Here is a 22,888-nt window from a genome sequence, read left to right as displayed (position 1 = left end):
GCCTTTCCAGTGGAGCCCCCAAACGGAATCGAACCGTTGACCTTCTCCTTACCATGGAGACGCTCTACCGACTGAGCTATAGGGGCCGGCTGCCTTGCGGGGTTTCCCTCGCGGCAACGAAAGAGATCCTACCCCGAACGCGCCCGTGCTCCCAAATTCCGTCAGAAGGCCGGCTGAAGCAGTCCACCGAGCGCATTGCAGGCCGCCACCACACGCTGCATGTCCCGCTTGGTGAGGGCGGCGTCGACCGGCAGCGCCAAGGTCTCGTCGGCGGCCCGCTCGGTCTCGGGCAAGGCCACACACCGCCGGTACGCGGGCAGTCGGTGCACCGGCGTCTTCACCGGCACCCGGCACTCAACTCCCTTGTGTCGCAAGGCCCATGCGAACGCGTCCCGGTCGGGCCGCCCGTTCCCCGGCACCCGCACCACATACTGCTGATACGTGTGCCCGTCACCCCCGTCGGGCGTCAGCACACCCTTCAACTTGGCGTCCAGATAGGCCGCCCGCTCCCGGCGCCGCGCGACCTCGTCGTACGGCACCTCGGACTCCCCCTGCTCCAGGACCAGCAGCCCACGCCGCTGCCCAATTCCCCGTACTCGCGCGACATCTGCAAGGCGCCCGAAGCGGTGCACGACGACGACAGCGGCCGTCCGCGGACCGACCACGGCGTCCACGGCAGCGGCATCCAGGCAGTACGTCACCGGATCGATGTCGGCGAACACCGGCAGCGCGCCCGCCAGTACGACGGCCTCAGCGACCTCGACGTTTCCGAAGGCCGGCACGACGACCTCGTCACCGACGCCTATGCCGGCGGCCCGGAGCATTGCGGCAATACCCATGCCTTGGATGCTGCGCGCGGCACGTGAACGCCAGATGAAGAGCAACAAAAAAGGGCTGGACCCGAAACCTAAGTTTCGGATCCAGCCCTCTAATAATTGTTCGGCGGTGTCCTACTCTCCCACAGGGTCCCCCCTGCAGTACCATCGGCGCTGTAAGGCTTAGCTTCCGGGTTCGGAATGTAACCGGGCGTTTCCCTCACGCTATGACCACCGAAACACTATGAAACTGTTCAACCGCACCATGTGTGGCACATGGGGTTGTTCGTGGTTTCAGAACCAACACAGTGGACGCGAGCAACTGAGGACAAGCCCTCGGCCTATTAGTACCGGTCACCTCCACACGTTACCGTGCTTCCAGATCCGGCCTATCAACCCAGTCGTCTACTGGGAGCCTTACCCCATCAAGTGGGTGGGAGTCCTCATCTCGAAGCAGGCTTCCCGCTTAGATGCTTTCAGCGGTTATCCCTCCCGAACGTAGCCAACCAGCCATGCCCTTGGCAGGACAACTGGCACACCAGAGGTTCGTCCGTCCCGGTCCTCTCGTACTAGGGACAGCCCTTCTCAAGACTCCTACGCGCACAGCGGATAGGGACCGAACTGTCTCACGACGTTCTAAACCCAGCTCGCGTACCGCTTTAATGGGCGAACAGCCCAACCCTTGGGACCGACTCCAGCCCCAGGATGCGACGAGCCGACATCGAGGTGCCAAACCATCCCGTCGATATGGACTCTTGGGGAAGATCAGCCTGTTATCCCCGGGGTACCTTTTATCCGTTGAGCGACGGCGCTTCCACAAGCCACCGCCGGATCACTAGTCCCGACTTTCGTCCCTGCTCGACCCGTCGGTCTCACAGTCAAGCTCCCTTGTGCACTTACACTCAACACCTGATTGCCAACCAGGCTGAGGGAACCTTTGGGCGCCTCCGTTACTCTTTAGGAGGCAACCGCCCCAGTTAAACTACCCATCAGACACTGTCCCTGATCCGGATCACGGACCCAGGTTAGACATCCAGCACGACCAGACTGGTATTTCAACGACGACTCCACCTGAACTGGCGTCCAAGCTTCACAGTCTCCCAGCTATCCTACACAAGCCGAACCGAACACCAATATCAAACTGTAGTAAAGGTCCCGGGGTCTTTCCGTCCTGCTGCGCGAAACGAGCATCTTTACTCGTAGTGCAATTTCACCGGGCCTATGGTTGAGACAGTCGAGAAGTCGTTACGCCATTCGTGCAGGTCGGAACTTACCCGACAAGGAATTTCGCTACCTTAGGATGGTTATAGTTACCACCGCCGTTTACTGGCGCTTAAGTTCTCAGCTTCGCCCGACCGAAATCGGACTAACCGGTCCCCTTAACGTTCCAGCACCGGGCAGGCGTCAGTCCGTATACATCGCCTTACGGCTTCGCACGGACCTGTGTTTTTAGTAAACAGTCGCTTCTCGCTGGTCTCTGCGGCCACCCCCAGCTCGAGGAGCAAGTCCTCTCACCGGATGTGGCCCCCCTTCTCCCGAAGTTACGGGGGCATTTTGCCGAGTTCCTTAACCATAGTTCACCCGAACGCCTCGGTATTCTCTACCTGACCACCTGAGTCGGTTTAGGGTACGGGCCGCCATGAAACTCGCTAGAGGCTTTTCTCGACAGCATAGGATCATCCACTTCACCACAATCGGCTCGGCATCAGGTCTCAGACTATGTGCAAGGCGGATTTGCCTACCTTGCGTCCTACACCCTTACCCCGGGACAACCACCGCCCGGGATGGACTACCTTCCTGCGTCACCCCATCACTCACCTACTACCAGCTCGGGTCACCGGCTCCACCACTCCGACCTCGTCCGAAGACTCAGCCGGCGGCTTCACGGGCTTAGCATCACTGGATTCGATGTTTGACGCTTCACAGCGGGTACCGGAATATCAACCGGTTATCCATCGACTACGCCTGTCGGCCTCGCCTTAGGTCCCGACTTACCCTGGGCAGATCAGCTTGACCCAGGAACCCTTAGTCAATCGGCGCAAACGTTTCTCACGTTTGTATCGCTACTCATGCCTGCATTCTCACTCGTGAACCGTCCACAACTACCTTCCGGTGCTGCTTCACCCGGCACACGACGCTCCCCTACCCATCCACACAGGCGTTGGCCCTATTGTGTGAATGACACGACTTCGGCGGTACGCTTGAGCCCCGCTACATTGTCGGCGCGGAATCACTAGACCAGTGAGCTATTACGCACTCTTTCAAGGGTGGCTGCTTCTAAGCCAACCTCCTGGTTGTCTCTGCGACTCCACATCCTTTCCCACTTAGCGTACGCTTAGGGGCCTTAGTCGATGCTCTGGGCTGTTTCCCTCTCGACCATGGAGCTTATCCCCCACAGTCTCACTGCCGCGCTCTCACTTACCGGCATTCGGAGTTTGGCTAAGGTCAGTAACCCGGTAGGGCCCATCGCCTATCCAGTGCTCTACCTCCGGCAAGAAACACACGACGCTGCACCTAAATGCATTTCGGGGAGAACCAGCTATCACGGAGTTTGATTGGCCTTTCACCCCTAACCACAGGTCATCCCCCAGGTTTTCAACCCTGGTGGGTTCGGTCCTCCACGAAGTCTTACCTCCGCTTCAACCTGCCCATGGCTAGATCACTCCGCTTCGGGTCTTGAGCGCGCTACTGAATCGCCCTATTCGGACTCGCTTTCGCTACGGCTTCCCCACACGGGTTAACCTCGCAACACACCGCAAACTCGCAGGCTCATTCTTCAAAAGGCACGCAGTCACGAGGCAAGCACAAGTGCTCGCCCGACGCTCCCACGGCTTGTAGGCACACGGTTTCAGGTACTATTTCACTCCGCTCCCGCGGTACTTTTCACCATTCCCTCACGGTACTATCCGCTATCGGTCACCAGGGAATATTTAGGCTTAGCGGGTGGTCCCGCCAGATTCACACGGGATTTCTCGGGCCCCGTGCTACTTGGGTGTCTCTCAAACGAGCCGCTGACGTTTCGACTACGGGGGTCTTACCCTCTACGCCGGACCTTTCGCATGTCCTTCGCCTACATCAACGGTTTCTGACTCGTCGACCAGCCGGCAGACTGATCAAGAGAGATCCCACAACCCCGAATGCGCAACCCCTGCCGGGTCTCACACGCATACGGTTTGGCCTCATCCGGTTTCGCTCGCCACTACTCCCGGAATCACGGTTGTTTTCTCTTCCTGCGGGTACTGAGATGTTTCACTTCCCCGCGTTCCCTCCACTTGCCCTATGTGTTCAGGCAAGGGTGACAGCCCATGACGACTGCCGGGTTTCCCCATTCGGAAACCCCCGGATCAAAGCCTGGTTGACGACTCCCCGGGGACTATCGTGGCCTCCCACGTCCTTCATCGGTTCCTGGTGCCAAGGCATCCACCGTGCGCCCTTAAAAACTTGGCCACAGATGCTCGCGTCCACTGTGCAGTTCTCAAACAACGACCAACCACCCATCACCCCGAGCAGAAGCTCGAGTTCACTGGGGCCGGCACTGAAGGCGACCATACGGCCGTACCTTCAGACACCCAACAGCGTGCCCGACACAGTCAGTTGACCAGATCAGCGTTCCACGCCCCGAAGAGCAGTACTAGCGCCTGGTCCATCCTGGACCGTGCCGAGTAGTCAACGTTCCACCCATGAGCAACCAGTGCGAGACGTTCGCTCGCATGCTGGCCTCTGACCTCGTCCCGAAGGACTCGGTGAGAAGTGCTCCTTAGAAAGGAGGTGATCCAGCCGCACCTTCCGGTACGGCTACCTTGTTACGACTTCGTCCCAATCGCCAGTCCCACCTTCGACAGCTCCCTCCCACAAGGGGTTGGGCCACCGGCTTCGGGTGTTACCGACTTTCGTGACGTGACGGGCGGTGTGTACAAGGCCCGGGAACGTATTCACCGCAGCAATGCTGATCTGCGATTACTAGCGACTCCGACTTCATGGGGTCGAGTTGCAGACCCCAATCCGAACTGAGACCGGCTTTTTGAGATTCGCTCCACCTCGCGGTATCGCAGCTCATTGTACCGGCCATTGTAGCACGTGTGCAGCCCAAGACATAAGGGGCATGATGACTTGACGTCGTCCCCACCTTCCTCCGAGTTGACCCCGGCGGTCTCCCGTGAGTCCCCAGCACCACAAGGGCCTGCTGGCAACACGGGACAAGGGTTGCGCTCGTTGCGGGACTTAACCCAACATCTCACGACACGAGCTGACGACAGCCATGCACCACCTGTACACCGACCACAAGGGGGCGCCCATCTCTGGACGTTTCCGGTGTATGTCAAGCCTTGGTAAGGTTCTTCGCGTTGCGTCGAATTAAGCCACATGCTCCGCCGCTTGTGCGGGCCCCCGTCAATTCCTTTGAGTTTTAGCCTTGCGGCCGTACTCCCCAGGCGGGGCACTTAATGCGTTAGCTGCGGCACGGACAACGTGGAATGTTGCCCACACCTAGTGCCCACCGTTTACGGCGTGGACTACCAGGGTATCTAATCCTGTTCGCTCCCCACGCTTTCGCTCCTCAGCGTCAGTATCGGCCCAGAGATCCGCCTTCGCCACCGGTGTTCCTCCTGATATCTGCGCATTTCACCGCTACACCAGGAATTCCGATCTCCCCTACCGAACTCTAGCCTGCCCGTATCGACTGCAGACCCGGGGTTAAGCCCCGGGCTTTCACAACCGACGTGACAAGCCGCCTACGAGCTCTTTACGCCCAATAATTCCGGACAACGCTTGCGCCCTACGTATTACCGCGGCTGCTGGCACGTAGTTAGCCGGCGCTTCTTCTGCAGGTACCGTCACTTTCGCTTCTTCCCTGCTGAAAGAGGTTTACAACCCGAAGGCCGTCATCCCTCACGCGGCGTCGCTGCATCAGGCTTTCGCCCATTGTGCAATATTCCCCACTGCTGCCTCCCGTAGGAGTCTGGGCCGTGTCTCAGTCCCAGTGTGGCCGGTCGCCCTCTCAGGCCGGCTACCCGTCGTCGCCTTGGTGAGCCATTACCTCACCAACAAGCTGATAGGCCGCGGGCTCATCCTGCACCGCCGGAGCTTTCGAACCACTTGGATGCCCAAGTGGCTCAGTATCCGGTATTAGACCCCGTTTCCAGGGCTTGTCCCAGAGTGCAGGGCAGATTGCCCACGTGTTACTCACCCGTTCGCCACTAATCCCCACCGAAGTGGTTCATCGTTCGACTTGCATGTGTTAAGCACGCCGCCAGCGTTCGTCCTGAGCCAGGATCAAACTCTCCGTGAATGTTTACCCGTGATCGGGTGCACACATCACGAGAGCGGAACATCGGGAGGAATAATCCCGACGTTCACAGCGTCCTCGCTGTGTTTTTCAAAGGAACCTCGCCCCAGCAGATGCTGGAGACGGGGTATCAACATATCTGGCGTTGACTTTTGGCACGCTGTTGAGTTCTCAAGGAACGGACGCTTCCTTTGTACTCACCCTCTCGGGCTTTCCTCCGGGCGCTTCCCTTCGGTCTTGCGTTTCCGACTCTATCAGATCTTTCCGATCCGATTTCCTCGGTGCTTTCCAGGTTCCCGCTTCCGCGTTTCCCTTTCCGGCGCTTCCGACTTTATCAGAAGTTCTGAGTCGGATTTCCCGCCCCCTGCGGGGCGGTCCGGGCACGTGAAGTGGCCGGGTTCCCCTCGGGCGGAGCCGTAAACGTACTGGAGCGGGGCGCCCCGATGCAAATCGAGGCGCCCCGCTCCTGAAGCACGCGGCCGTGGGCCGACGGGTCGTCAGACCTCCACGACCACCGGCAGGATCATCGGCCGGCGACGGTAGGTGTCCGAGACCCACTTGCCGAGGGTCCGGCGCACCAGTTGCTGCAGCTGGTGCGGTTCGACCACACCGTCCTGGGCCGAGCGTTCCAGCGTCTCGGTGATCCTCGGGATGACGTCCGCGAAGGCCGAGTCCTCGATACCGGAGCCGCGGGCCTGGATGTGCGGGCCGCCCGTGATCTTGCCTGTGGAGGAGTCCACCACCAGGAAGACCGAGATGATGCCCTCGTCGCCGAGGATCTTGCGGTCCTTCAGGGCCGGCTCGCCGACGTCACCGACGGAGAGGCCGTCGACGTAGACGTATCCGGCCTGGACCTTGCCCGCGATCTTCGCCTTGCCCTCGACCAGGTCGACGACGACGCCGTCCTCGGCGATGACGATCCGGTCGTGCGGGACGCCGGTCAGGGCGCCCAGCTCGGCGTTGGCGCGCAGATGGCGCCATTCGCCGTGGACGGGCATCAGGTTCTTCGGGCGGCAGATGTTGTAGAAGTACAGCAGCTCGCCGGCCGAGGCGTGGCCCGAGACGTGGACCTTGGCGTTGCCCTTGTGGACGACGTTGGCGCCCCAGCGGGTCAGGCCGTTGATCACGCGGTAGACCGCGTTCTCGTTGCCCGGGATGAGCGACGACGCCAGGATCACCGTGTCGCCCTGGACGATGCGGATCTGGTGGTCGCGGTTGGCCATCCGGGACAGGGCGGCCATCGGTTCGCCCTGGGAGCCCGTGCAGACCAGGACGACCTCGCTGTCCGGGAGGTCGTCGAGCGTCTTGACGTCGACGACCAGGCCCGGCGGGACCTTGAGGTAGCCGAGGTCGCGAGCGATCCCCATGTTGCGGACCATCGAACGGCCGACGAAGGCGACCCGGCGGCCGTACTCGTGGGCCGCGTCCAGGATCTGCTGGATGCGGTGGACGTGGCTGGCGAAGCTGGCCACGATCACGCGCTTGCGGGCACCGGCGAAGACCTGGCGCAGGACGTTGGAGATGTCCCGCTCGTGCGGCGTGAAGCCCGGCACTTCCGCGTTCGTGGAGTCGGAGAGAAGGAGGTCGATGCCCTCTTCGCTCAGACGCGCGAAGGCGTGCAGGTCGGTCAGGCGGTTGTCCAGCGGGAGCTGGTCCATCTTGAAGTCGCCCGTGTGGACCACCATGCCCGCGGGGGTGCGGATGGCCACGGCGAGGGCGTCCGGGATGGAGTGGTTGACCGCGACGAACTCGCAGTCGAAGGGGCCGATGCGCTCGCGGTTCCCCTCGGACACCCCCAGGGTGTACGGGCGGATCCGGTGCTCCTGGAGCTTGGCCTCGATCAGGGCCAGGGTCAGCTTGGAGCCGATCAGCGGGATGTCCGGCTTCTCGCGCAGCAGGAAGGGCACACCGCCGATGTGGTCCTCGTGACCGTGGGTGAGGACGATGCCCTCGATGTCGTCGAGGCGGTTCCTGATGGACGAGAAGTCCGGCAGGATCAGGTCGATTCCGGGCTGCTCCTCCTCGGGGAAGAGCACTCCGCAGTCGACGATCAGCAGGCGGCCGCCGTACTCGAAGACGGTCATGTTCCGGCCGATCTCGCCGAGGCCGCCGAGCGGGGTGACCCTCAGCCCGCCTTCGGCAAGCGGCGGGGGCGGGCCCAGTTCAGGATGCGGATGACTCAAAAGACTCTCCTCACCACACGCGCCACGTACCGGTTGGGCACGTGGCGCGCATGACGTTCGTGCAGAAGCAGTTGTCGTTGTGGGGTGCAGGCACCGGTGGCCTGCTTATTCAGTTGTGAAGTCAGGTGCGCGGCTCGCGCGCGAAGTCTGTGTTTAGAGCTGTACCCCGCCCGCGGCAAGATCGATCTTGAGCTGCTCGATCTCCTCGGGGGAGCACTCCACCATGGGGGCGCGCAGGGGTCCGGCGGGGAGCCCCTGGAGGGCGAGCGCCGCCTTGGTCGTCATGACGCCCTGGGTGCGGAACATGCCGGTGTAGACCGGGAGCAGCTTCTGGTGGATCTCCGTGGCCTTCTGGACGTCGCCGGAGGTGTACGCCTCGATGAGTGCGCGCAGGTCCGGGGTCACAAGATGGCCGACGACGGAGACGAAGCCCACGGCGCCGACGGAGAGCAGCGGCAGGTTCAGCATGTCGTCGCCGGAGTACCAGGCGAGCCCGGAGCGGGCGATGGTCCAGCTGGCACGGCCGAGGTCGCCCTTGGCGTCCTTGTTGGCCACGATGCGCGGGTGCTCGGCGAGCCGGACGATCGTCTCGGTGCTGATCGGGACGCCGCTGCGGCCGGGGATGTCGTAGAGCATGACGGGCAGGCCGGTGCTGTCGGCGATGGCCTTGAAGTGCCGGTACAGGCCCTCCTGCGGGGGCTTGTTGTAGTACGGCGTGACGACCAGCAGGCCGTGCGCGCCCACCTGCTCCGCGTCGTGGGCGAGCTCCAGGCTGTGCCGCGTGTCGTTCGTGCCGACCCCGGCCACCACGTGGGCCCGGTCGCCGACGGCGTCCAGCACGGCGCGTACGAGATCCTTTTTCTCCGCGTTGCTGGTGGTGGGCGACTCGCCGGTGGTGCCGTTGATGATCAGGCCGTCGTTGCCTGCGTCCACCAGGTGCGTGGCGAGCCGCTGCGCGCCGTCGAGATCGAGTACGCCGTCCGCCGTGAAGGGCGTGATCATGGCGGTGAGGACCCGCCCGAAGGGGGTCTGCGGAGTCGAGGTCGGAGCCATGGGTTACACGCTACTCGTTGTGCACGGCCGGGTCTGCCCTCGGGGGGTGCGGCAAAGTCAGGACAAATAAGGAGCCCGGCACTGCCTGCTCGGGGGTTCAAGCAGTGCCGGGTCCGTTTGATCAGGCTAGATGAACTTCTCTAAATGCCGCAATACGGACACTTCGCGAGGCTGACGCCCCGCGTGCCGTGCCGGCCGCCGCAGAGCGGTCGGGTCAGGGCGCCACCCGGCCGTTGGCGTTGAACGCGGCGTACGTGAGCGGCATGAGCTTGGCCCACTCGGCCTCCATGCGCTCCCCCACCATCTCGATCTCGCGCTGCGGGAAGGACGGGACCTTCGCCAGCTCGTGCTGGGTGCGCAGGCCGAGGAAGTGCATGAGCGAGCGGGCGTTGCACGTGGCGTACATCGAGGAGAACAGGCCGACCGGGAGGACCGAGCGGGCGACCTCGCGGGCCACGCCGGCGGCGAGCATCTCCTGGTACGCCTCGTACGCCTGCCGGTAGGAGTCCTCCATGACCCGGCCGACGAGCTCCTGCTGGGCCTGGGTGCCCTCCACGAAGACGTACTTGCCGGGGCGGCCCTCCTGCACGAGCTTGCGGGACTCGTCGGGGACGTAGAAGACGGGCTGGAGCTCCCTGTAGCGCCCGCTCTCCTCGTTGTACGACCAGCCCACGCGGTGGCGCATGAACTCGCGGAACACGAAGATCGGGGCGCTGATGAAGAAGGTCATCGAGTTGTGCTCGAAGGGGCTGCCGTGCCGGTCCCGCATCAGGTAGTTGATCAGGCCCCGGGAGCGCTCCGGGTCCTTCTTCAGCTCGTCCAGGGACTGCTCGCCGGCGGTGGAGACACGGGCGGCCCACAGCACGTCGGAGTCGGCCGCGCTGTGCTTGACCAGCTCCACGCTGACATCGCTGCGGAAGCTGGGTTTGAGGTCGGCGGCGGGGGTGTCGGTCACGGCTCGGGAGGTCCTTCCTTCACGGCTTCGGGCGGCGCCCACTCTACGGCCCGGCACTGACAACGGGGCGATCGGTGCCGGGTCGCGACATACGACGGCGAATTTCTGTGAATTCGGTGAAACCGGGCACCGATTGGTGCGTTCGCTCGTCTGTCTTCATGACGGGTCACCCCCCGCGAACCCCCTCACCGACACCCTTACCAACCCCAGAGGAGACGACGTCCCCATGTCCCGCCGGCGCGAGCCCGTTCCCTTCGCCTTCGTCGCCGAAGCCGACCGGTTCCGCAGCAATGTCACTCCCCCGCCCCGTGAGCGGCCCTCCCTCGGCCGGCTGGCCGGGCGCGCGCTGCTCGGTCTCACCATCGTCGCCGGTCTCGTCGGCTCGCTGGTGATCGGTACGCCGGCCCTGTCGACCGACACCGACGCCGGCACCTCGCAGTCGCAGGCGTCCGACGGGCGCTGAACCCCTTCGGACCCCCGAGGGTGGTGAGTGGTCTCACGTCTCGGTAGCCTCACCGGTCACAGCCCATGCATGGATTGAGTGAGGACCAGCCGTGCCCCTGCCCTTCCTGACGGCCGACCGCGCGTTCGAGGCAGCCGACGACGTCGCGCTGCCCTTCGACGACCACGAGCGCTGGCGGCGCCCCTACCGTCCCGGGCCGTGGCGGGTGGGCGCGGCCGCGCTGTGGCTGCTCCTCGCCTCCTACGTGCTGTTCGCCGCGGTGATCATCGCTCTCACCGGCACGCTGAGCGCGGCCGCGACCGTGTTCGGGATCGCGCTGGTCATCATCGCCGGGGCGCTGCGCCTGCTGCGCCTGGGTGTGTGGGTGAGCGCCCACGGGCTGCGCCACGCCCGGTTCCTCGTCACGCGTACGGTGCCCTGGCAGCAGGTCGCGGCCGTGCGGACGGTGCAGCAGCCGGTGCGCTGGTTCGGGTTGCCCCGGACCGTGCAGGGGCAGGCGCTTCTGCTTGTACGCCGGGGTCGTGCGGGCGATGAGCTGCCGGTGCTGATGACCACGCACAACGCGGACTTCCTGGCCCGTCCCGCCGCGTTCGACCGGGCCACCGACGCCGTCGAGGCCTGGGCCGCGGAGAACGCGCGCGGCTGAGCGATGACATGCGTGAGGGGCCGGTCCAGGGTGCTGGACCGGCCCCTCACGTCTGCGGGTCAGGCGTCGACGGTCCTGCCGTCGTGCAGGGCGATCGCGCGCTGCATGGCCTTGCGGGCCCGCGGGGTGTCGCGGGCGTCGTGGTAGGCGACGGCGAGGCGGAACCAGCTGCGCCAGTCCTCGGGCGCGGCCTCGGTCTCGGCCTTGCGCCGGGCGAAGACCTCGTCGGCGGAGTCGCGGTCGATACGGCCGCCGGGGGTACGCCGCAGTTCGTCGACCGGCAGGCCGCCCTCGGCGTCGAGTTCGGCGGCCAGGGCGTTGGCCCGGCGGACGAACTGGGTGTTCTTCCACAGGAACCACACGCCGATGACCGGCAGGATCAGCACGGCGACACCGAAGGTGACCGTGATGACGGTGCCGGACTGGATGAGCATGACGCCCCGGCTGCCGACCAGGACGAAGTAGACGACCAGGACGGCGGCCGTCACTACGTAGGAGATCTTCGCGCGCATCAGGTGTCTCGTGTCAGCTCAGGTCCAGGAAGTGTTCCAGGCCGAACGTGAGGCCCGGAGTGGTCACCACCCGCCGCGCGCCGAGCAGGATGCCCGGCATGAAGCTGCTGTGGTGCAGGGAGTCGTGGCGGACGGTGAGGGTCTCGCCCTCGCCGCCGAGGAGGACCTCCTGGTGGGCGAGCAGGCCGCGCAGCCGGACCGCGTGGACGGGCACCCCGTCGACGTTGGCGCCGCGGGCGCCGTCCAGGGCGGTCTCCGTGGCGTCCGGAGCCGGTGCGGTGCCGGCGGCCCGGCGCGCCTCGGCGATGAGCTGTGCGGTGCGCGTGGCGGTGCCGGAGGGGGCGTCGACCTTCTTCGGGTGGTGCAGTTCGACGACCTCGACGGACTCGAAGTAGGGCGCGGCGATCTGCGCGAACTTCATCGTCAGGACGGCGCCGATGGAGAAGTTCGGCGCGATGAGCACGCCCGTCGTCGGCGAGGCGTCGAGCCAGCCCCGCAGCCGCGCGAGGCGCTCGTCGGTCCAGCCGGTCGTGCCGACGACGGCGTGGATGCCGTGGCCGACGCAGTACTCCAGGTTGGCCATCACCGAGTCGGGCGTGGTGAGTTCGACGGCCACCTCGGCGCCGGTCTCCGCCAGGGTCTCCAGCTTGTCGCCCCGGCTCAGGGCGGCGACCAGCTCCATGTCCTCGGCGGCCTCGACCGCCCGTACCGCCTCGGAGCCGATCCGGCCCTTGGCGCCGAGGACCGCCACGCGCAGCTTGCTCATCTTCTGTGCTTCCTTCAACCGGGGGATGGTCAGGCGACGGCGTCGTGCAGCCGGGCCGCCTGCTTGTCCTTCAGCGGGCCGATGACCGACGGCGAGGGCCGTACGCCCAGGATGTCGCGGGCGACCGCGCGCACGTCGTCGGGGGTCACGGCCGCGATGTGGGACAGCATGTCGTCGACGGACATCTGCTCGCCCCAGCACAGCTCGCTCTTGCCGATACGGTTCATCAGCGCGCCGGTGTCCTCCAGGCCGAGGACCGTGGAGCCGCGGAGCTGGCCGATGGCGCGGTCGATCTCGTCGTCGGACAGACCGTGCTCGGCGACCTGGTCGAGCTCGTCCCGGCAGATCTTCAGCACGTCGTGGACCTGCGAGGGCCGACAGCCCGCGTACACCCCGAACAGTCCGCAGTCGGCGAAGCCGGAGGTGTACGAGTACACGCTGTAGGCCAGGCCGCGCTTCTCGCGGACCTCCTGGAAGAGCCGGGAGGACATGCCGCCGCCGAGGGCGGTGTTGAGGACGCCGAGCGCCCAGCGGCGCTCGTCGGTGCGGGCCAGGCCGGGCATGCCGAGGACGACATGGGCCTGCTCGGTCTTGCGGCCGACCAGTTCGACGCGGCCGGCCGCCCGGATGGACCGCCGTCCGTCGCGCGGGGCGACGGGGGTGGCGGCCGGGTCCTTGAAGGCGCCCGCCTTCTCGAACGCGGCGCGGACCTGCCGGACGACCTTCTGGTGGTCGACGTTGCCCGCGGCGGCCACGACCAGGTGTGTCGGGTCGTAGTGCTTCCTGTAGAAGCGCCGTATGCGGTCCGCGGTGAGCGCGTTGACCGTGTCGACGGTGCCGAGGACGGGGCGGCCGAGGGGGTTGTCGCCGAACATGGTGTGCGCGAACAGGTCGTGCACACAGTCGCCCGGGTCGTCCTCGGTCATCGCGATCTCTTCGAGGATGGCGCCGCGCTCGACGTCGACGTCCTCCTCACGGATCAGCGAGCCCGTCAGCATGTCGCAGACGACGTCGATGGCGAGCGGCAGGTCGGCGTCGAGCACGCGTGCGTAGTAGCACGTGTACTCCTTGGCCGTGAAGGCGTTCATCTCGCCGCCGACCGCGTCGATCGCGGCCGAGATGTCCAGGGCGGACCTGCGGTCGGTGCCCTTGAACAGCAGGTGTTCCAGATAGTGAGTGGCGCCGTTCAGCGTGGGCGTCTCGTCGCGGGAGCCGACGTGGGCCCAGATGCCGAAGGTCGCGGAGCGCACCGAGGGCAGGGTCTCGGTGACGATGCGCAGGCCGCCGGGGAGGGTGGTCTTGCGGACCGTGCCGATGCCGTTGCGGCCCTTGATCAGGGTTTGGGTACGGGCGACGGCCCGCGCCTCCGAGGAGGTGCGGGCCGTCGTCGTGGAGCTGATCGACGTCACTTGTCGGCGTCGTCCTTCTGGTCGGCGGAGTCCTCTTCGCCCTCGATCACGGGGATGAGGGAGAGCTTGCCGCGGGAGTCGATCTCGGCGATCTCGACCTGGACCTTCTGGCCCACGCCGACGACGTCCTCGACGTTCTCCACGCGCTTGCCGCCGGCGAGCTTGCGGATCTGCGAGATGTGCAGCAGACCGTCCTTGCCGGGCAGCAGCGAGACGAACGCGCCGAAGGTCGTCGTCTTCACGACGGTGCCCAGGTAGCGCTCGCCGACCTCGGGCATCGTCGGGTTGGCGATGCCGTTGATCGTGGCGCGGGCGGCCTCGGCGGCCGGGCCGTCGGCGGCACCGATGTAGATGGTGCCGTCGTCCTCGATCGTGATCTCGGCGCCGGTGTCCTCCTGGATCTGGTTGATCATCTTGCCCTTGGGGCCGATGACCTCACCGATCTTGTCGACGGGGATCTTCACGGTGATGATCCGCGGCGCGTTCGGGGACATCTCGTCCGGCGTGTCGATCGCTTCCATCATCACGTCGAGGATGTGGAGGCGGGCGTCACGGGCCTGCTTCAGAGCGGCGGCCAGGACGGAGGCCGGGATGCCGTCCAGCTTGGTGTCGAGCTGGAGGGCGGTCACGAACTCCTTGGTGCCGGCGACCTTGAAGTCCATGTCGCCGAAGGCGTCCTCCGCACCGAGGATGTCGGTGAGGGTGACGTAGTGCGTCTCGCCCTCGATCTCCTGGGAGATCAGGCCCATGGCGATACCGGCGACGGGGGCCTTCAGCGGCACACCGGCGTTCAGCAGCGACATGGTGGAGGCGCAGACCGAGCCCATGGACGTCGAGCCGTTGGAGCTCAGCGCCTCGGAGACCTGGCGGATCGCGTAGGGGAACTCCTCGCGGGTCGGCAGGACCGGGATCAGGGCGCGCTCGGCGAGGGCGCCGTGACCGATCTCGCGGCGCTTCGGGGAGCCGACGCGGCCGGTCTCGCCGGTGGAGTACGGCGGGAAGTTGTAGTTGTGCATGTAGCGCTTGCGGGTCACCGGGGAGAGGGTGTCCAGCTGCTGCTCCATGCGGAGCATGTTGAGGGTGGTGACGCCCAGGATCTGGGTCTCGCCACGCTCGAACACCGCGGAGCCGTGCACGCGCGGGATGGCCTCGACCTCGGCGGCGAGCGTACGGATGTCCGTGACGCCGCGGCCGTCGATGCGCTTCTTCTCCTTGATGACGCGCTCACGGACCAGGGTCTTGGTCAGCGAGCGGTACGCGGCGGAGATCTCCTTCTCGCGGCCCTCGAACTCCGGGAGGAGCTTCTCGGCGGCGAGCGCCTTGACGCGGTCCAGCTCGGCCTCGCGCTCCTGCTTGCCGGCGATGGTCAGCGCGGAGGCGAGCTCCGGCTTCACGGCGGCGGTGAGGGCCTCGAGGACGTCGTCCTGGTAGTCCAGGAAGATCGGGAACTCGCCGGTCGGCTTGGCGGCCTTGGCGGCGAGGTCGGCCTGGGCCTTGCACAGGACCTTGATGAAGGGCTTCGCGGCTTCCAGACCGGCGGCGACGACCTCCTCGGTCGGCGCCTCGGCGCCGCCCTTGACCAGCTGGATGGTCCTGTCGGTGGCCTCGGCCTCGACCATCATGATCGCGACGTCGCCGTCCTCCAGGGTGCGGCCCGCGACGACCATGTCGAAGACGGCGTCCTCGAGCTCGGTGTGCGTGGGGAACGCGACCCACTGGCCGTTGATCAGCGCGACGCGGACGCCGCCGATCGGGCCGGAGAAGGGCAGGCCGGCCAGCTGCGTCGACGCGGACGCGGCGTTGATCGCCACGACGTCGTACAGGTGGTCGGGGTTGAGCGCCATGATCGTGGCGACGACCTGGATCTCGTTGCGCAGGCCCTTCTTGAAGGAGGGGCGCAGCGGGCGGTCGATCAGGCGGCAGGTGAGGATGGCGTCCTCGGAGGGGCGGCCCTCACGGCGGAAGAAGCTGCCGGGGATCTTGCCGGCCGCGTACATCCGCTCCTCGACGTCCACCGTGAGGGGGAAGAAGTCGAGCTGGTCCTTGGGGTTCTTGGAGGCGGTGGTGGCCGACAGCACCATGGTGTCGTCGTCCAGGTACGCCACGGCGGAGCCGGCGGCCTGCTTGGCCAGGCGGCCCGTCTCGAAGCGGATGGTGCGGGTGCCGAAGGAGCCGTTGTCGATGACGGCCTCGGCGTAGTGGGTCTCGTTCTCCACTAGCGTTTTCTCCGTTACTTGTCGTCTTTCGTCCGCCGGCTGCCCGTGTGGCAGGGGGACGGTGGCGGAGAAGCGCTCCGTGCGGTGCGGGCCGGTCTTCGATCGAAGCACCCGGGGATCGCTTCCCCCGGGGGCCACTACCGAGGACCGGCGGCGGCTACGCGCGCTTCTCCTCGTGCTGTGGACCACATCGTTCCGTGTTCCACGTCATGCGTTGTGCTACCACACTACAAAGCGTGAGTGACAGTCCGCATGTTTCCGCACGTGCGGGCGGTTTCCCGCATGTACGGCAAAGGGAGCGGCCCCCGATTCACGGGAACCGCTCCCCTCATGGCGTCCTACTTGGCGCCCGCCGCACCGCGGCGGATGCCGAGGCGGTCGACCAGCGTACGGAAGCGCTGGATGTCCTTCTTGGCCAGGTACTGCAGAAGGCGGCGACGCTGACCGACCAGGATCAGCAGACCACGACGGGAGTGGTGGTCGTGCTTGTGGGTCTTGAGGTGCTCGGTCAGGTCGGAGATCCGACGGGAGAGCATGGCGACCTGGACCTCGGGGGAGCCGGTGTCGCCCTCCTTCTGGCCGAACTCGCTGATGATCTGCTTCTTCGTAGCGGCGTCGAGCGGCACGCGTACTCCTTGGGTGTCTTCTGTTGCCACCGAGTGCCCCTGGTCTGCATCTCAGGGGAGCTTCCGTGACTCGGGAGGCGGGGATCCGCTGGGCGCTGCCCCCAGGTGGACCGGGGGCGCGTACACAAACGGCCGTCACACAGCGTACCAGCACCGGGGCACACCCCGGACGGGGGCCGCCCCGGCGGGAACGGCGTCAGAATCCGCCGCGGACCTCGGCGTACACGTCGAGGACGGCGAGGCAGATCGGCACCAGGGAGAGCAGCACCAGGGAGTCGGCGAGGTCGAGCATGCGGCCCCAGAAGGGGGACAGCCCCTTCTGCGGGACGATCAGGGCGATCGCGATGAGCAGCAGCACACCGGCGCCGACGGAGGCGCCGAGCCACAGGGTGCGCACGTCGACCGGTCCGGAGTTGCCCTGGAGCAGGTCCATGATGATGTCGGCCGGCGGGGAGATCGCGAGGCCGAGGACCAGCAGGGCGAGGGTGACGATGCCGGCCACGAACAGGCAGGTGACCTGTGCGGTGTAGCGGAAGAGCCGGGCGCGCAGCATGGCGGCCAGGCCGGTGCACAGGGCGAGCAGCTGGGCCCAGCCGCTGGCGCTGAAGCCGAGCACGGCGCCGGCCGAGCCGACGATGACCGCGGCGCAGCCGCCGACGAGGCCGAGCAGCAGTTCGTGGCCGCGGCTGGTCTGGGCGACGATCCGCTGGACGTCGACGGCCTCCAGGTCGCCGTCGCGGCCCTCGCGGCGGGCGCGGGCCAGGTCCTCGGGGTTGCGGAAGCCGATGGGGAGCTTGGCGAAGCGGGCGGACCAGCCGGGCAGGAAGCCGACGACGGCCAGGGCGACGACGGCGGTGCCGGCGGCGATCTCGCGCGGCTCGGCCTCGGTGAGCACCCCGCAGAAGACGGCGAGCGTGCCGATCGCGGAGGCGAGGGCGGCGGCCACGAACGGGGCGTCGCCCTGCGGCAGCAGCATGATCAGGACGACGGAGACCAGGAGGACGGCGACACAGCCGACCAGGAACTGGATGCGTCCGGGGCCCTCCCCCGCGTCCTGCGGGATGGCGCCGGAGCCGGCGATCAGCGCGTGCGGCAGCGCCGAGATGCCGAGGGCGACGGCGGAGCCCCGGTCGTCGTAGACCCGGGCCCGGACGCCGGCGAGGGCGGTCAGGGCGATCGCGGTGACGCCGGCGAGGATGCCCTGCAGTCCGTGCATGTCGTGCCGGACCGGGTCGGCGAACCAGAACACGAAGCCGAGCATGACCAGCAGCAGGGACCCGGCGACGAGACCGGCGAGCCGCATCAGGTTGTCGTTCCAGCTGCGCAGGTCCTGCTTGACCGCGGCGGCGATGGCGTCGACCACGTCGTCGTGCACGGCCGGCGGCAGCGAGTCCGCGAAGGTGCGCAGCAGCAGCACCTCACCGTCCCTGACCCGGTGCTCCAGCAACGAACGGCTGGCGTCGAGCACCTGGCCCTCGCGGGTCACGAGGTGGTAACCCGACGGGCCGGCGTCCGCCTGGACCAGGCCCGAGAGCCTCACGATCTCGGGAAAGAGGTCCTGGATCGGCAGGTCCTCGGGCAGCGCGACGTCGACACGGCTGTCCGGTGCTGCGATGGTGATTCGGCAGAAACCTGTCGAAGTCCCCGTGCTCACCTGGTGTTCCCCCTGCTAGACAAGGCTTCTTCGCGTCGCTCGTACGACGCGGTTGGCCACCCTATCCGTTGTGGCACCCGCCTCAGGGGGCACCTCCCGCATTCCTCCCAGGACCTGCGCCGCATCTCCATCCTCCTGGCTCCCGGGGGCCCGGCCCGCATCAGTAGGATCGACGCCTACGCGAACGACGCCTACGCGAACAGAACGTCGCGGTACACGGGGGCGTCAATGCCAGGACGTATCAATCGCGAAGGATGAGTGCATCGGTGAGCGTCGTCATCATCAAACGACCACCGCGGACAGTGCCCCCGGCCGTCCCGGACGGCGAGGTCAAACTCGAGACGCCGCCCGAGATTCCGCGCGAGGGCGACGAGAGCATGCTGATGAACCTGCTGCCCATGATGGGCATGCTGGGTTCGGTCGGCTTCTTCTTCATGCCCAACCTGCCCTCGTACATGAGGGTGGTCGGTGGTCTGATGCTGGCCTCGACGGTGGCCATGGCCATAGCCCAGTTCGCCAAGTCCCGCCAGGGCGGCGGCGCGGGCATGGCGCAGGACCGGCGTGACTACTTCCGCTATCTGGAGCAGGTCCGCAAGGACGTGCACAAGACGGCCGAACTGCAGCGCAAGAGCCAGCTGTTCCAGCATCCGGACCCGGAGCAGCTGTGGGCGGTGGCGGCCGACAGCCGGCGTCTGTGGGAGCGTCGCCCGACCGACGGCGACTTCGCCTCCGTGCGCATCGGTCGCGGTGTCCAGCAGCTCAACACCCCGCTGGTGGCGCCCGAGACGGCGCCGAAGGAGGAGCTGGAGCCGCTGACGGCGGCCGCCATGAAGGCGTTCCTCGACGCGCACGGCAGCCTGTCCGACCTGCCGGTCGCGGTGTCGCTGCGCGCCTTCTACCACGTGACGGTCTGCGGCGAGACCGAGACGGTCTACGGCAACGCCCGTGCGGCCCTGGCCCAGTTGGCGACGCTGCACTCGCCCGAGGACATGATGATCGCCGTCGTGGCGCATCCGTCCTCGGCGGCGGAGTGGGACTGGATCAAGTGGCTGCCGCACAGCCAGCACCCGAAGGCGAAGGACGGCGCGGGCTCGGCCCGGCTCCTCTTCGACGACCTCGGTGAGCTGGAGGACGCGCTGGCCGACCAGCTGGACGACCGGCCGCGCTGGAACCGCGAGGCGAACCCGGTCTACGACCAGCCGCACCTGATCGTGATCCTGGACGGCGGCACCGTGCCCCCGGACTCCGAGCTGGCCAGCAGCGAGGGCCTGCAGGGCGTCACCTTCCTGGAGATCGCCCCCCGTGAGCTGGAGGAGGAGCTGCGGGCCGGCCTCACGGCGTATGTGAAGCCGGAGCGGATGCGGCTGTTCGTCGGCCACGAGTCGGCGTACACCGGCAGGCCGGACATCCTCAACGTGGCGCAGGCCGAGTCCCTGGCGCGTCAGCTCGCCCCGTTCCGGGTCGGCTCGGCGGAAGAGGGCGAACCCCTCCTGTCCAACCTGGACTTCACCGACCTGATGGGCATCGGCGACGCCGGCACGGTCGACGTCTCCCGCACCTGGCGGCCGCGCACGCTGCACGAGCGGCTGCGGGTGCCGATCGGTGTCGGCGAGAACGGCGAGCCGGTCATGCTGGACCTCAAGGAGGCCTCCCAGGAGGGCATGGGCCCGCACGGCCTGTGCGTCGGCGCCACCGGTTCCGGTAAGTCCGAGGTGCTGCGCACCCTGGTGCTCGGTCTCGCGGTGACGCACTCCTCGGAGACGCTGAACTTCATCCTCGCGGACTTCAAGGGTGGCGCCACCTTCGCCGGTATGGCGGACATGCCGCACACCGCGGCCGTCATCACCAACCTGGCCGACGACCTCACGCTGGTCGACCGTATGCGCGACTCGATCATGGGTGAGACGCAGCGCCGCCAGGAGCTGCTGCGCTCGGCGGGCAACTACGCCAACCTGCACGACTACGAGAAGGCGCGGGCCGCGGGCGCCGCCCTCGAGCCGATGGCCTCGCTCGTGATCGTGCTCGACGAGTTCTCCGAACTCCTCACCGCCAAGCCCGACTTCATCGACATGTTCATCCAGATCGGCCGTATCGGCCGGTCCCTGGGCATCCACCTGCTCCTGGCGTCCCAGCGCCTGGAGGAGGGCAAGCTGCGCGGCCTGGACACCTATCTGTCGTACCGGATCGGTCTGCGGACGTTCTCCGCCGCCGAGTCCCGTACGGCGATCGGTGTGCCGGACGCCTACCACCTGCCGTCGATCCCCGGCTCGGGCTATCTGCGCTACGACACCGACACCATGGTCCGCTTCAAGGCCGCGTACGTGTCGGGTCCGTACCACGGCGAGGGCCCGTCCCGGGTGAGCCGTTCGACGCAGCTGCGGCCCGCGCTGTTCACCGCCGAGCAGGTGGCGCTGCCACCGCAGCCGGTCGTCGAGGAGCCGGAGCCCGACAACCGGGTCGACGACGCCCTCGCCGACACCGTCCTCGACGTCCTCGTCAGCCGCATGATCAACCAGGGTCCGCCCGCCCACCAGGTGTGGCTGCCCCCGCTGGAGGAGGCGCCGTCGCTGGAGCAGCTGCTCCCGCAGCTCGCCGTCACCCAGGACCGCGGTCTGACCGCGCCGGACTACACGGCCCTCGGCCGCCTCAACGTCCCGGTCGGCCTCGTCGACAAGCCGTTCGAGCAGCGGCGTGACGTGCTGTACCGGGACTTCTCCGGCGGTGCCGGTCACGGTCTGTTCGTGGGTGGCCCGCAGTCCGGCAAGTCGACGCTGCTGCGCACGCTGATCTCGTCGTTCGCGCTCACCCACACACCGTCCGAAGTGCAGTTCTACTGCCTGGACTTCGGTGGTGGCGGTCTGATCTCGATGGAGGACCTGGCGCACGTCGGCGGCGTGGCCAACCGTCTGGACGCCGAGAAGGTGCGCCGTACGGTCAGCGAGGTCGAGGGCATCCTCAACGCCCGCGAGGAGTACTTCCGTGCCCACAACGTCGACTCGATCGCCACGTTCCGTCAGCGCCGGGCGTCGGGCCAGCTGCCCGACCAGCCCTGGGGCGACGTGTTCCTGGTCATCGACGGCTGGGCCACGTTCAAGACGGACTACGAGCAGCTGGAGTCGTCCGTCACCGAGATCGCCACGCGCGGCCTCGGCTTCGGCGTGCACGTCGTCCTCACCGCGAGCCGCTACACCGAGGTCCGGCCCGCGCTGAAGGACATGCTCCAGAACCGCATCGAGCTGCGGCTCGGCGACCCGACCGAGTCCGAGATCGACCGCAAGGTCGCGCAGAACGTCCCGGCGACCGTGCCCGGCCGCGGTCTCACCCAGGACAAGCTGCACTTCATGGCGGGTCTGCCGCGCGTCGACGGCTCCTCGGAGACCGACGACCTGTCCGAGGCCACGTCCATCCTCATCGGCGGCATCAACGAGAACTGGCAGGGCAGCCACGCCCCGGCGGTGCGCCTGCTGCCCACGATGATGCCGGCGGACCGGCTGCCCAAGGGCTTCGAGCACCCGGACCGCGGTGTCGCCATCGGTATCGACGAGTCGTCGCTGTCGCCGGTCTTCGTCGACTTCGAGACCGACCCGCTGTTCATCGTGTTCGGTGAGAGCGAGTCCGGTAAGTCCGCGATGCTGCGGCTGCTCATCAAGCAGATCACCGAGCGGTACACGCCGGAGCAGGCGAAGATCGTCATGGGTGACTACCGGCGCGCCCACCTGGAGGGCGTGCCCGAGTCGCACCTGTCGCGCTACTGCGCGGCGGCGCCGGCCCTGACGGAGACGCTGGAGGGCCTGGCCGGCTCGATGCACCGCCGGATGCCCGGCCCGGACGTCACGCCCGAGCAGCTGCGCAACCGCAGCTGGTACAGCAGCCCGGACGCGTTCGTCATCGTCGACGACTACGACCTGGTGGCGACCGGCGTGAACCCGCTGGCGCCCCTGCTGGAGTACCTGCCGTTCGCCCGGGACATCGGTCTGCGCGTGATCATCGCGCGGGCGTCGGGCGGTGCCAGCCGGTCGCTGTACGAGCCGGTGATGCAGCGGATGCGGGAACTCGGCGCCCAGGGTGTCGTGCTCTCCGGCGACCGGTCCGAGGGCGCGCTCCTCGGCAACATCACGGCGACGCAGCTGCCGCCGGGGCGTGGGTACTTCCATACGCGTCGGCGGGGTGGGCAGTTGATCCAGACGGGGTGGCTGCCGAACCGGTTCTGAGCGCTGTCGGTTCTTTTGTGTGGGGCGGTACCCGATGGGGTGCCGCCCCTCCGGCGTCCCGGGGGCTGGGTCTGTGGCCGGGGCCCCGGTTATGG

At 66.9% G+C, this 22,888-nt stretch carries 13 protein-coding genes, 1 tRNA gene and 3 rRNA genes; 3 read left to right on the top strand and 14 right to left on the bottom strand.

Translation table 11 applies throughout. The features are described 5' to 3' along the window. Nucleotides 1-10: 10 nt before the first annotated feature. From DC008_RS25915 to thyX, 8 genes are all read right to left on the bottom strand, one after another. A tRNA-Thr gene (locus DC008_RS25915) sits at nucleotides 11-86 on the bottom strand. Nucleotides 87-161: 75 nt separating this feature from the next. After that, on the bottom strand, nucleotides 162-824 hold the full coding sequence (locus tag DC008_RS25910; protein WP_108710855.1) for a DegT/DnrJ/EryC1/StrS family aminotransferase: 663 nt from the start codon (nucleotides 822-824) through the stop codon (nucleotides 162-164). A 113-nt stretch (nucleotides 825-937) separates the two neighbouring features. Then, nucleotides 938-1,054: ribosomal RNA gene (rrf, locus tag DC008_RS25905) — 5S ribosomal RNA — on the bottom strand. An 85-nt stretch (nucleotides 1,055-1,139) separates the two neighbouring features. After that, nucleotides 1,140-4,262 (bottom strand): 23S ribosomal RNA (locus DC008_RS25900). 314 nt (nucleotides 4,263-4,576) lie between these two features. After that, a 16S ribosomal RNA gene (locus DC008_RS25895) occupies nucleotides 4,577-6,102 on the bottom strand. The 16S, 23S and 5S rRNA genes sit together here, the layout of an rRNA operon. Before the next feature lie 494 nt (nucleotides 6,103-6,596). Further along, entirely contained in the window at nucleotides 6,597-8,282 is a 1,686-nt protein-coding gene (locus tag DC008_RS25885) for a ribonuclease J (RefSeq protein ID WP_108708998.1), read from the bottom strand. Nucleotides 8,283-8,435: 153 nt separating this feature from the next. Continuing rightward, a complete protein-coding gene (gene dapA, locus DC008_RS25880; RefSeq protein ID WP_108708997.1) occupies nucleotides 8,436-9,335 on the bottom strand; it encodes a 4-hydroxy-tetrahydrodipicolinate synthase in 900 nt (299 codons plus the stop codon). A gap of 214 nt (nucleotides 9,336-9,549) precedes the next feature. Next, entirely contained in the window at nucleotides 9,550-10,290 is a 741-nt protein-coding gene (gene thyX, locus DC008_RS25875; RefSeq protein ID WP_108708996.1) for an FAD-dependent thymidylate synthase, read from the bottom strand. Between the two features lie 226 nt (nucleotides 10,291-10,516). On the opposite strand from thyX, the gene DC008_RS25870 reads away from it, so the two are divergent. After that, nucleotides 10,517-10,753: a hypothetical protein gene (locus DC008_RS25870; protein WP_055623174.1), complete on the top strand. Its 237-nt coding sequence runs from the start codon at nucleotides 10,517-10,519 to the stop codon at nucleotides 10,751-10,753. Nucleotides 10,754-10,844: 91 nt separating this feature from the next. Further along, the gene (locus DC008_RS25865; RefSeq protein ID WP_108708995.1) at nucleotides 10,845-11,399 is read left to right on the top strand and encodes a hypothetical protein; all 555 of its coding nucleotides are present in this window, start codon (nucleotides 10,845-10,847) and stop codon (nucleotides 11,397-11,399) included. A 59-nt stretch (nucleotides 11,400-11,458) separates the two neighbouring features. Here the strand turns inward: DC008_RS25865 and DC008_RS25860 are convergent, their stop codons facing one another. The 6 genes from DC008_RS25860 to eccD all read right to left on the bottom strand — a co-directional run bounded on the left by DC008_RS25860 (nucleotide 11,459) and on the right by eccD (nucleotide 18,582). Continuing rightward, nucleotides 11,459-11,911, bottom strand: a complete 453-nt coding sequence (locus tag DC008_RS25860) for a tetratricopeptide repeat protein (RefSeq protein WP_108708994.1) — start codon at nucleotides 11,909-11,911, stop codon at nucleotides 11,459-11,461. Between the two features lie 13 nt (nucleotides 11,912-11,924). Continuing rightward, on the bottom strand, nucleotides 11,925-12,677 hold the full coding sequence (gene dapB / locus DC008_RS25855) for a 4-hydroxy-tetrahydrodipicolinate reductase (protein ID WP_108708993.1): 753 nt from the start codon (nucleotides 12,675-12,677) through the stop codon (nucleotides 11,925-11,927). Between the two features lie 29 nt (nucleotides 12,678-12,706). Then, nucleotides 12,707-14,086: a M16 family metallopeptidase gene (locus DC008_RS25850; protein ID WP_108708992.1), complete on the bottom strand. Its 1,380-nt coding sequence runs from the start codon at nucleotides 14,084-14,086 to the stop codon at nucleotides 12,707-12,709. Then, nucleotides 14,083-16,302 (bottom strand): polyribonucleotide nucleotidyltransferase, encoded by a 2,220-nt coding sequence (locus DC008_RS25845; protein ID WP_108708991.1) that lies wholly within the window; start codon nucleotides 16,300-16,302, stop codon nucleotides 14,083-14,085. Before DC008_RS25845 ends, DC008_RS25850 begins: the two co-directional genes overlap by 4 nt. A 338-nt stretch (nucleotides 16,303-16,640) precedes the next feature. Further along, entirely contained in the window at nucleotides 16,641-16,928 is a 288-nt protein-coding gene (rpsO, locus tag DC008_RS25840; protein WP_030046008.1) for a 30S ribosomal protein S15, read from the bottom strand. Between the two features lie 196 nt (nucleotides 16,929-17,124). Continuing rightward, nucleotides 17,125-18,582, bottom strand: coding sequence for a type VII secretion integral membrane protein EccD (gene eccD / locus DC008_RS25835; RefSeq protein ID WP_108708990.1), 1,458 nt, complete (start codon nucleotides 18,580-18,582; stop codon nucleotides 17,125-17,127). Between the two features lie 266 nt (nucleotides 18,583-18,848). Between eccD and eccCa the strand changes: the two genes are divergently transcribed. Next, on the top strand, nucleotides 18,849-22,793 hold the full coding sequence (gene eccCa, locus DC008_RS25830) for a type VII secretion protein EccCa (RefSeq protein ID WP_108708989.1): 3,945 nt from the start codon (nucleotides 18,849-18,851) through the stop codon (nucleotides 22,791-22,793). Nucleotides 22,794-22,888: the final 95 nt, after the last annotated feature.

The sequence above is a fragment of the Streptomyces nigra genome (assembly GCF_003074055.1).
In the GTDB taxonomy this organism is placed as follows: Bacteria; Actinomycetota; Actinomycetes; order Streptomycetales; family Streptomycetaceae; genus Streptomyces; species Streptomyces nigra.
The sequence above is the reverse complement of the archived record's forward strand: the minus strand, read 5'-3'. Positions and strand labels throughout refer to the sequence as shown.

What these genes read in the sequence shown, in the direction of transcription:
- DC008_RS25910 (WP_108710855.1), bottom strand. Translation starts at nt 824, where the DNA reads ATGCTCCGGGCCGCCGGCATAGGCGTCGGTGACGAGGTCGTCGTGCCG.
- dapA (WP_108708997.1), bottom strand. Translation starts at nt 9,335, where the DNA reads ATGGCTCCGACCTCGACTCCGCAGACCCCCTTCGGGCGGGTCCTCACC.
- DC008_RS25870 (WP_055623174.1), top strand. Translation starts at nt 10,517, where the DNA reads ATGTCCCGCCGGCGCGAGCCCGTTCCCTTCGCCTTCGTCGCCGAAGCC.
- DC008_RS25860 (WP_108708994.1), bottom strand. Translation starts at nt 11,911, where the DNA reads ATGCGCGCGAAGATCTCCTACGTAGTGACGGCCGCCGTCCTGGTCGTC.
- dapB (WP_108708993.1), bottom strand. Translation starts at nt 12,677, where the DNA reads ATGAGCAAGCTGCGCGTGGCGGTCCTCGGCGCCAAGGGCCGGATCGGC.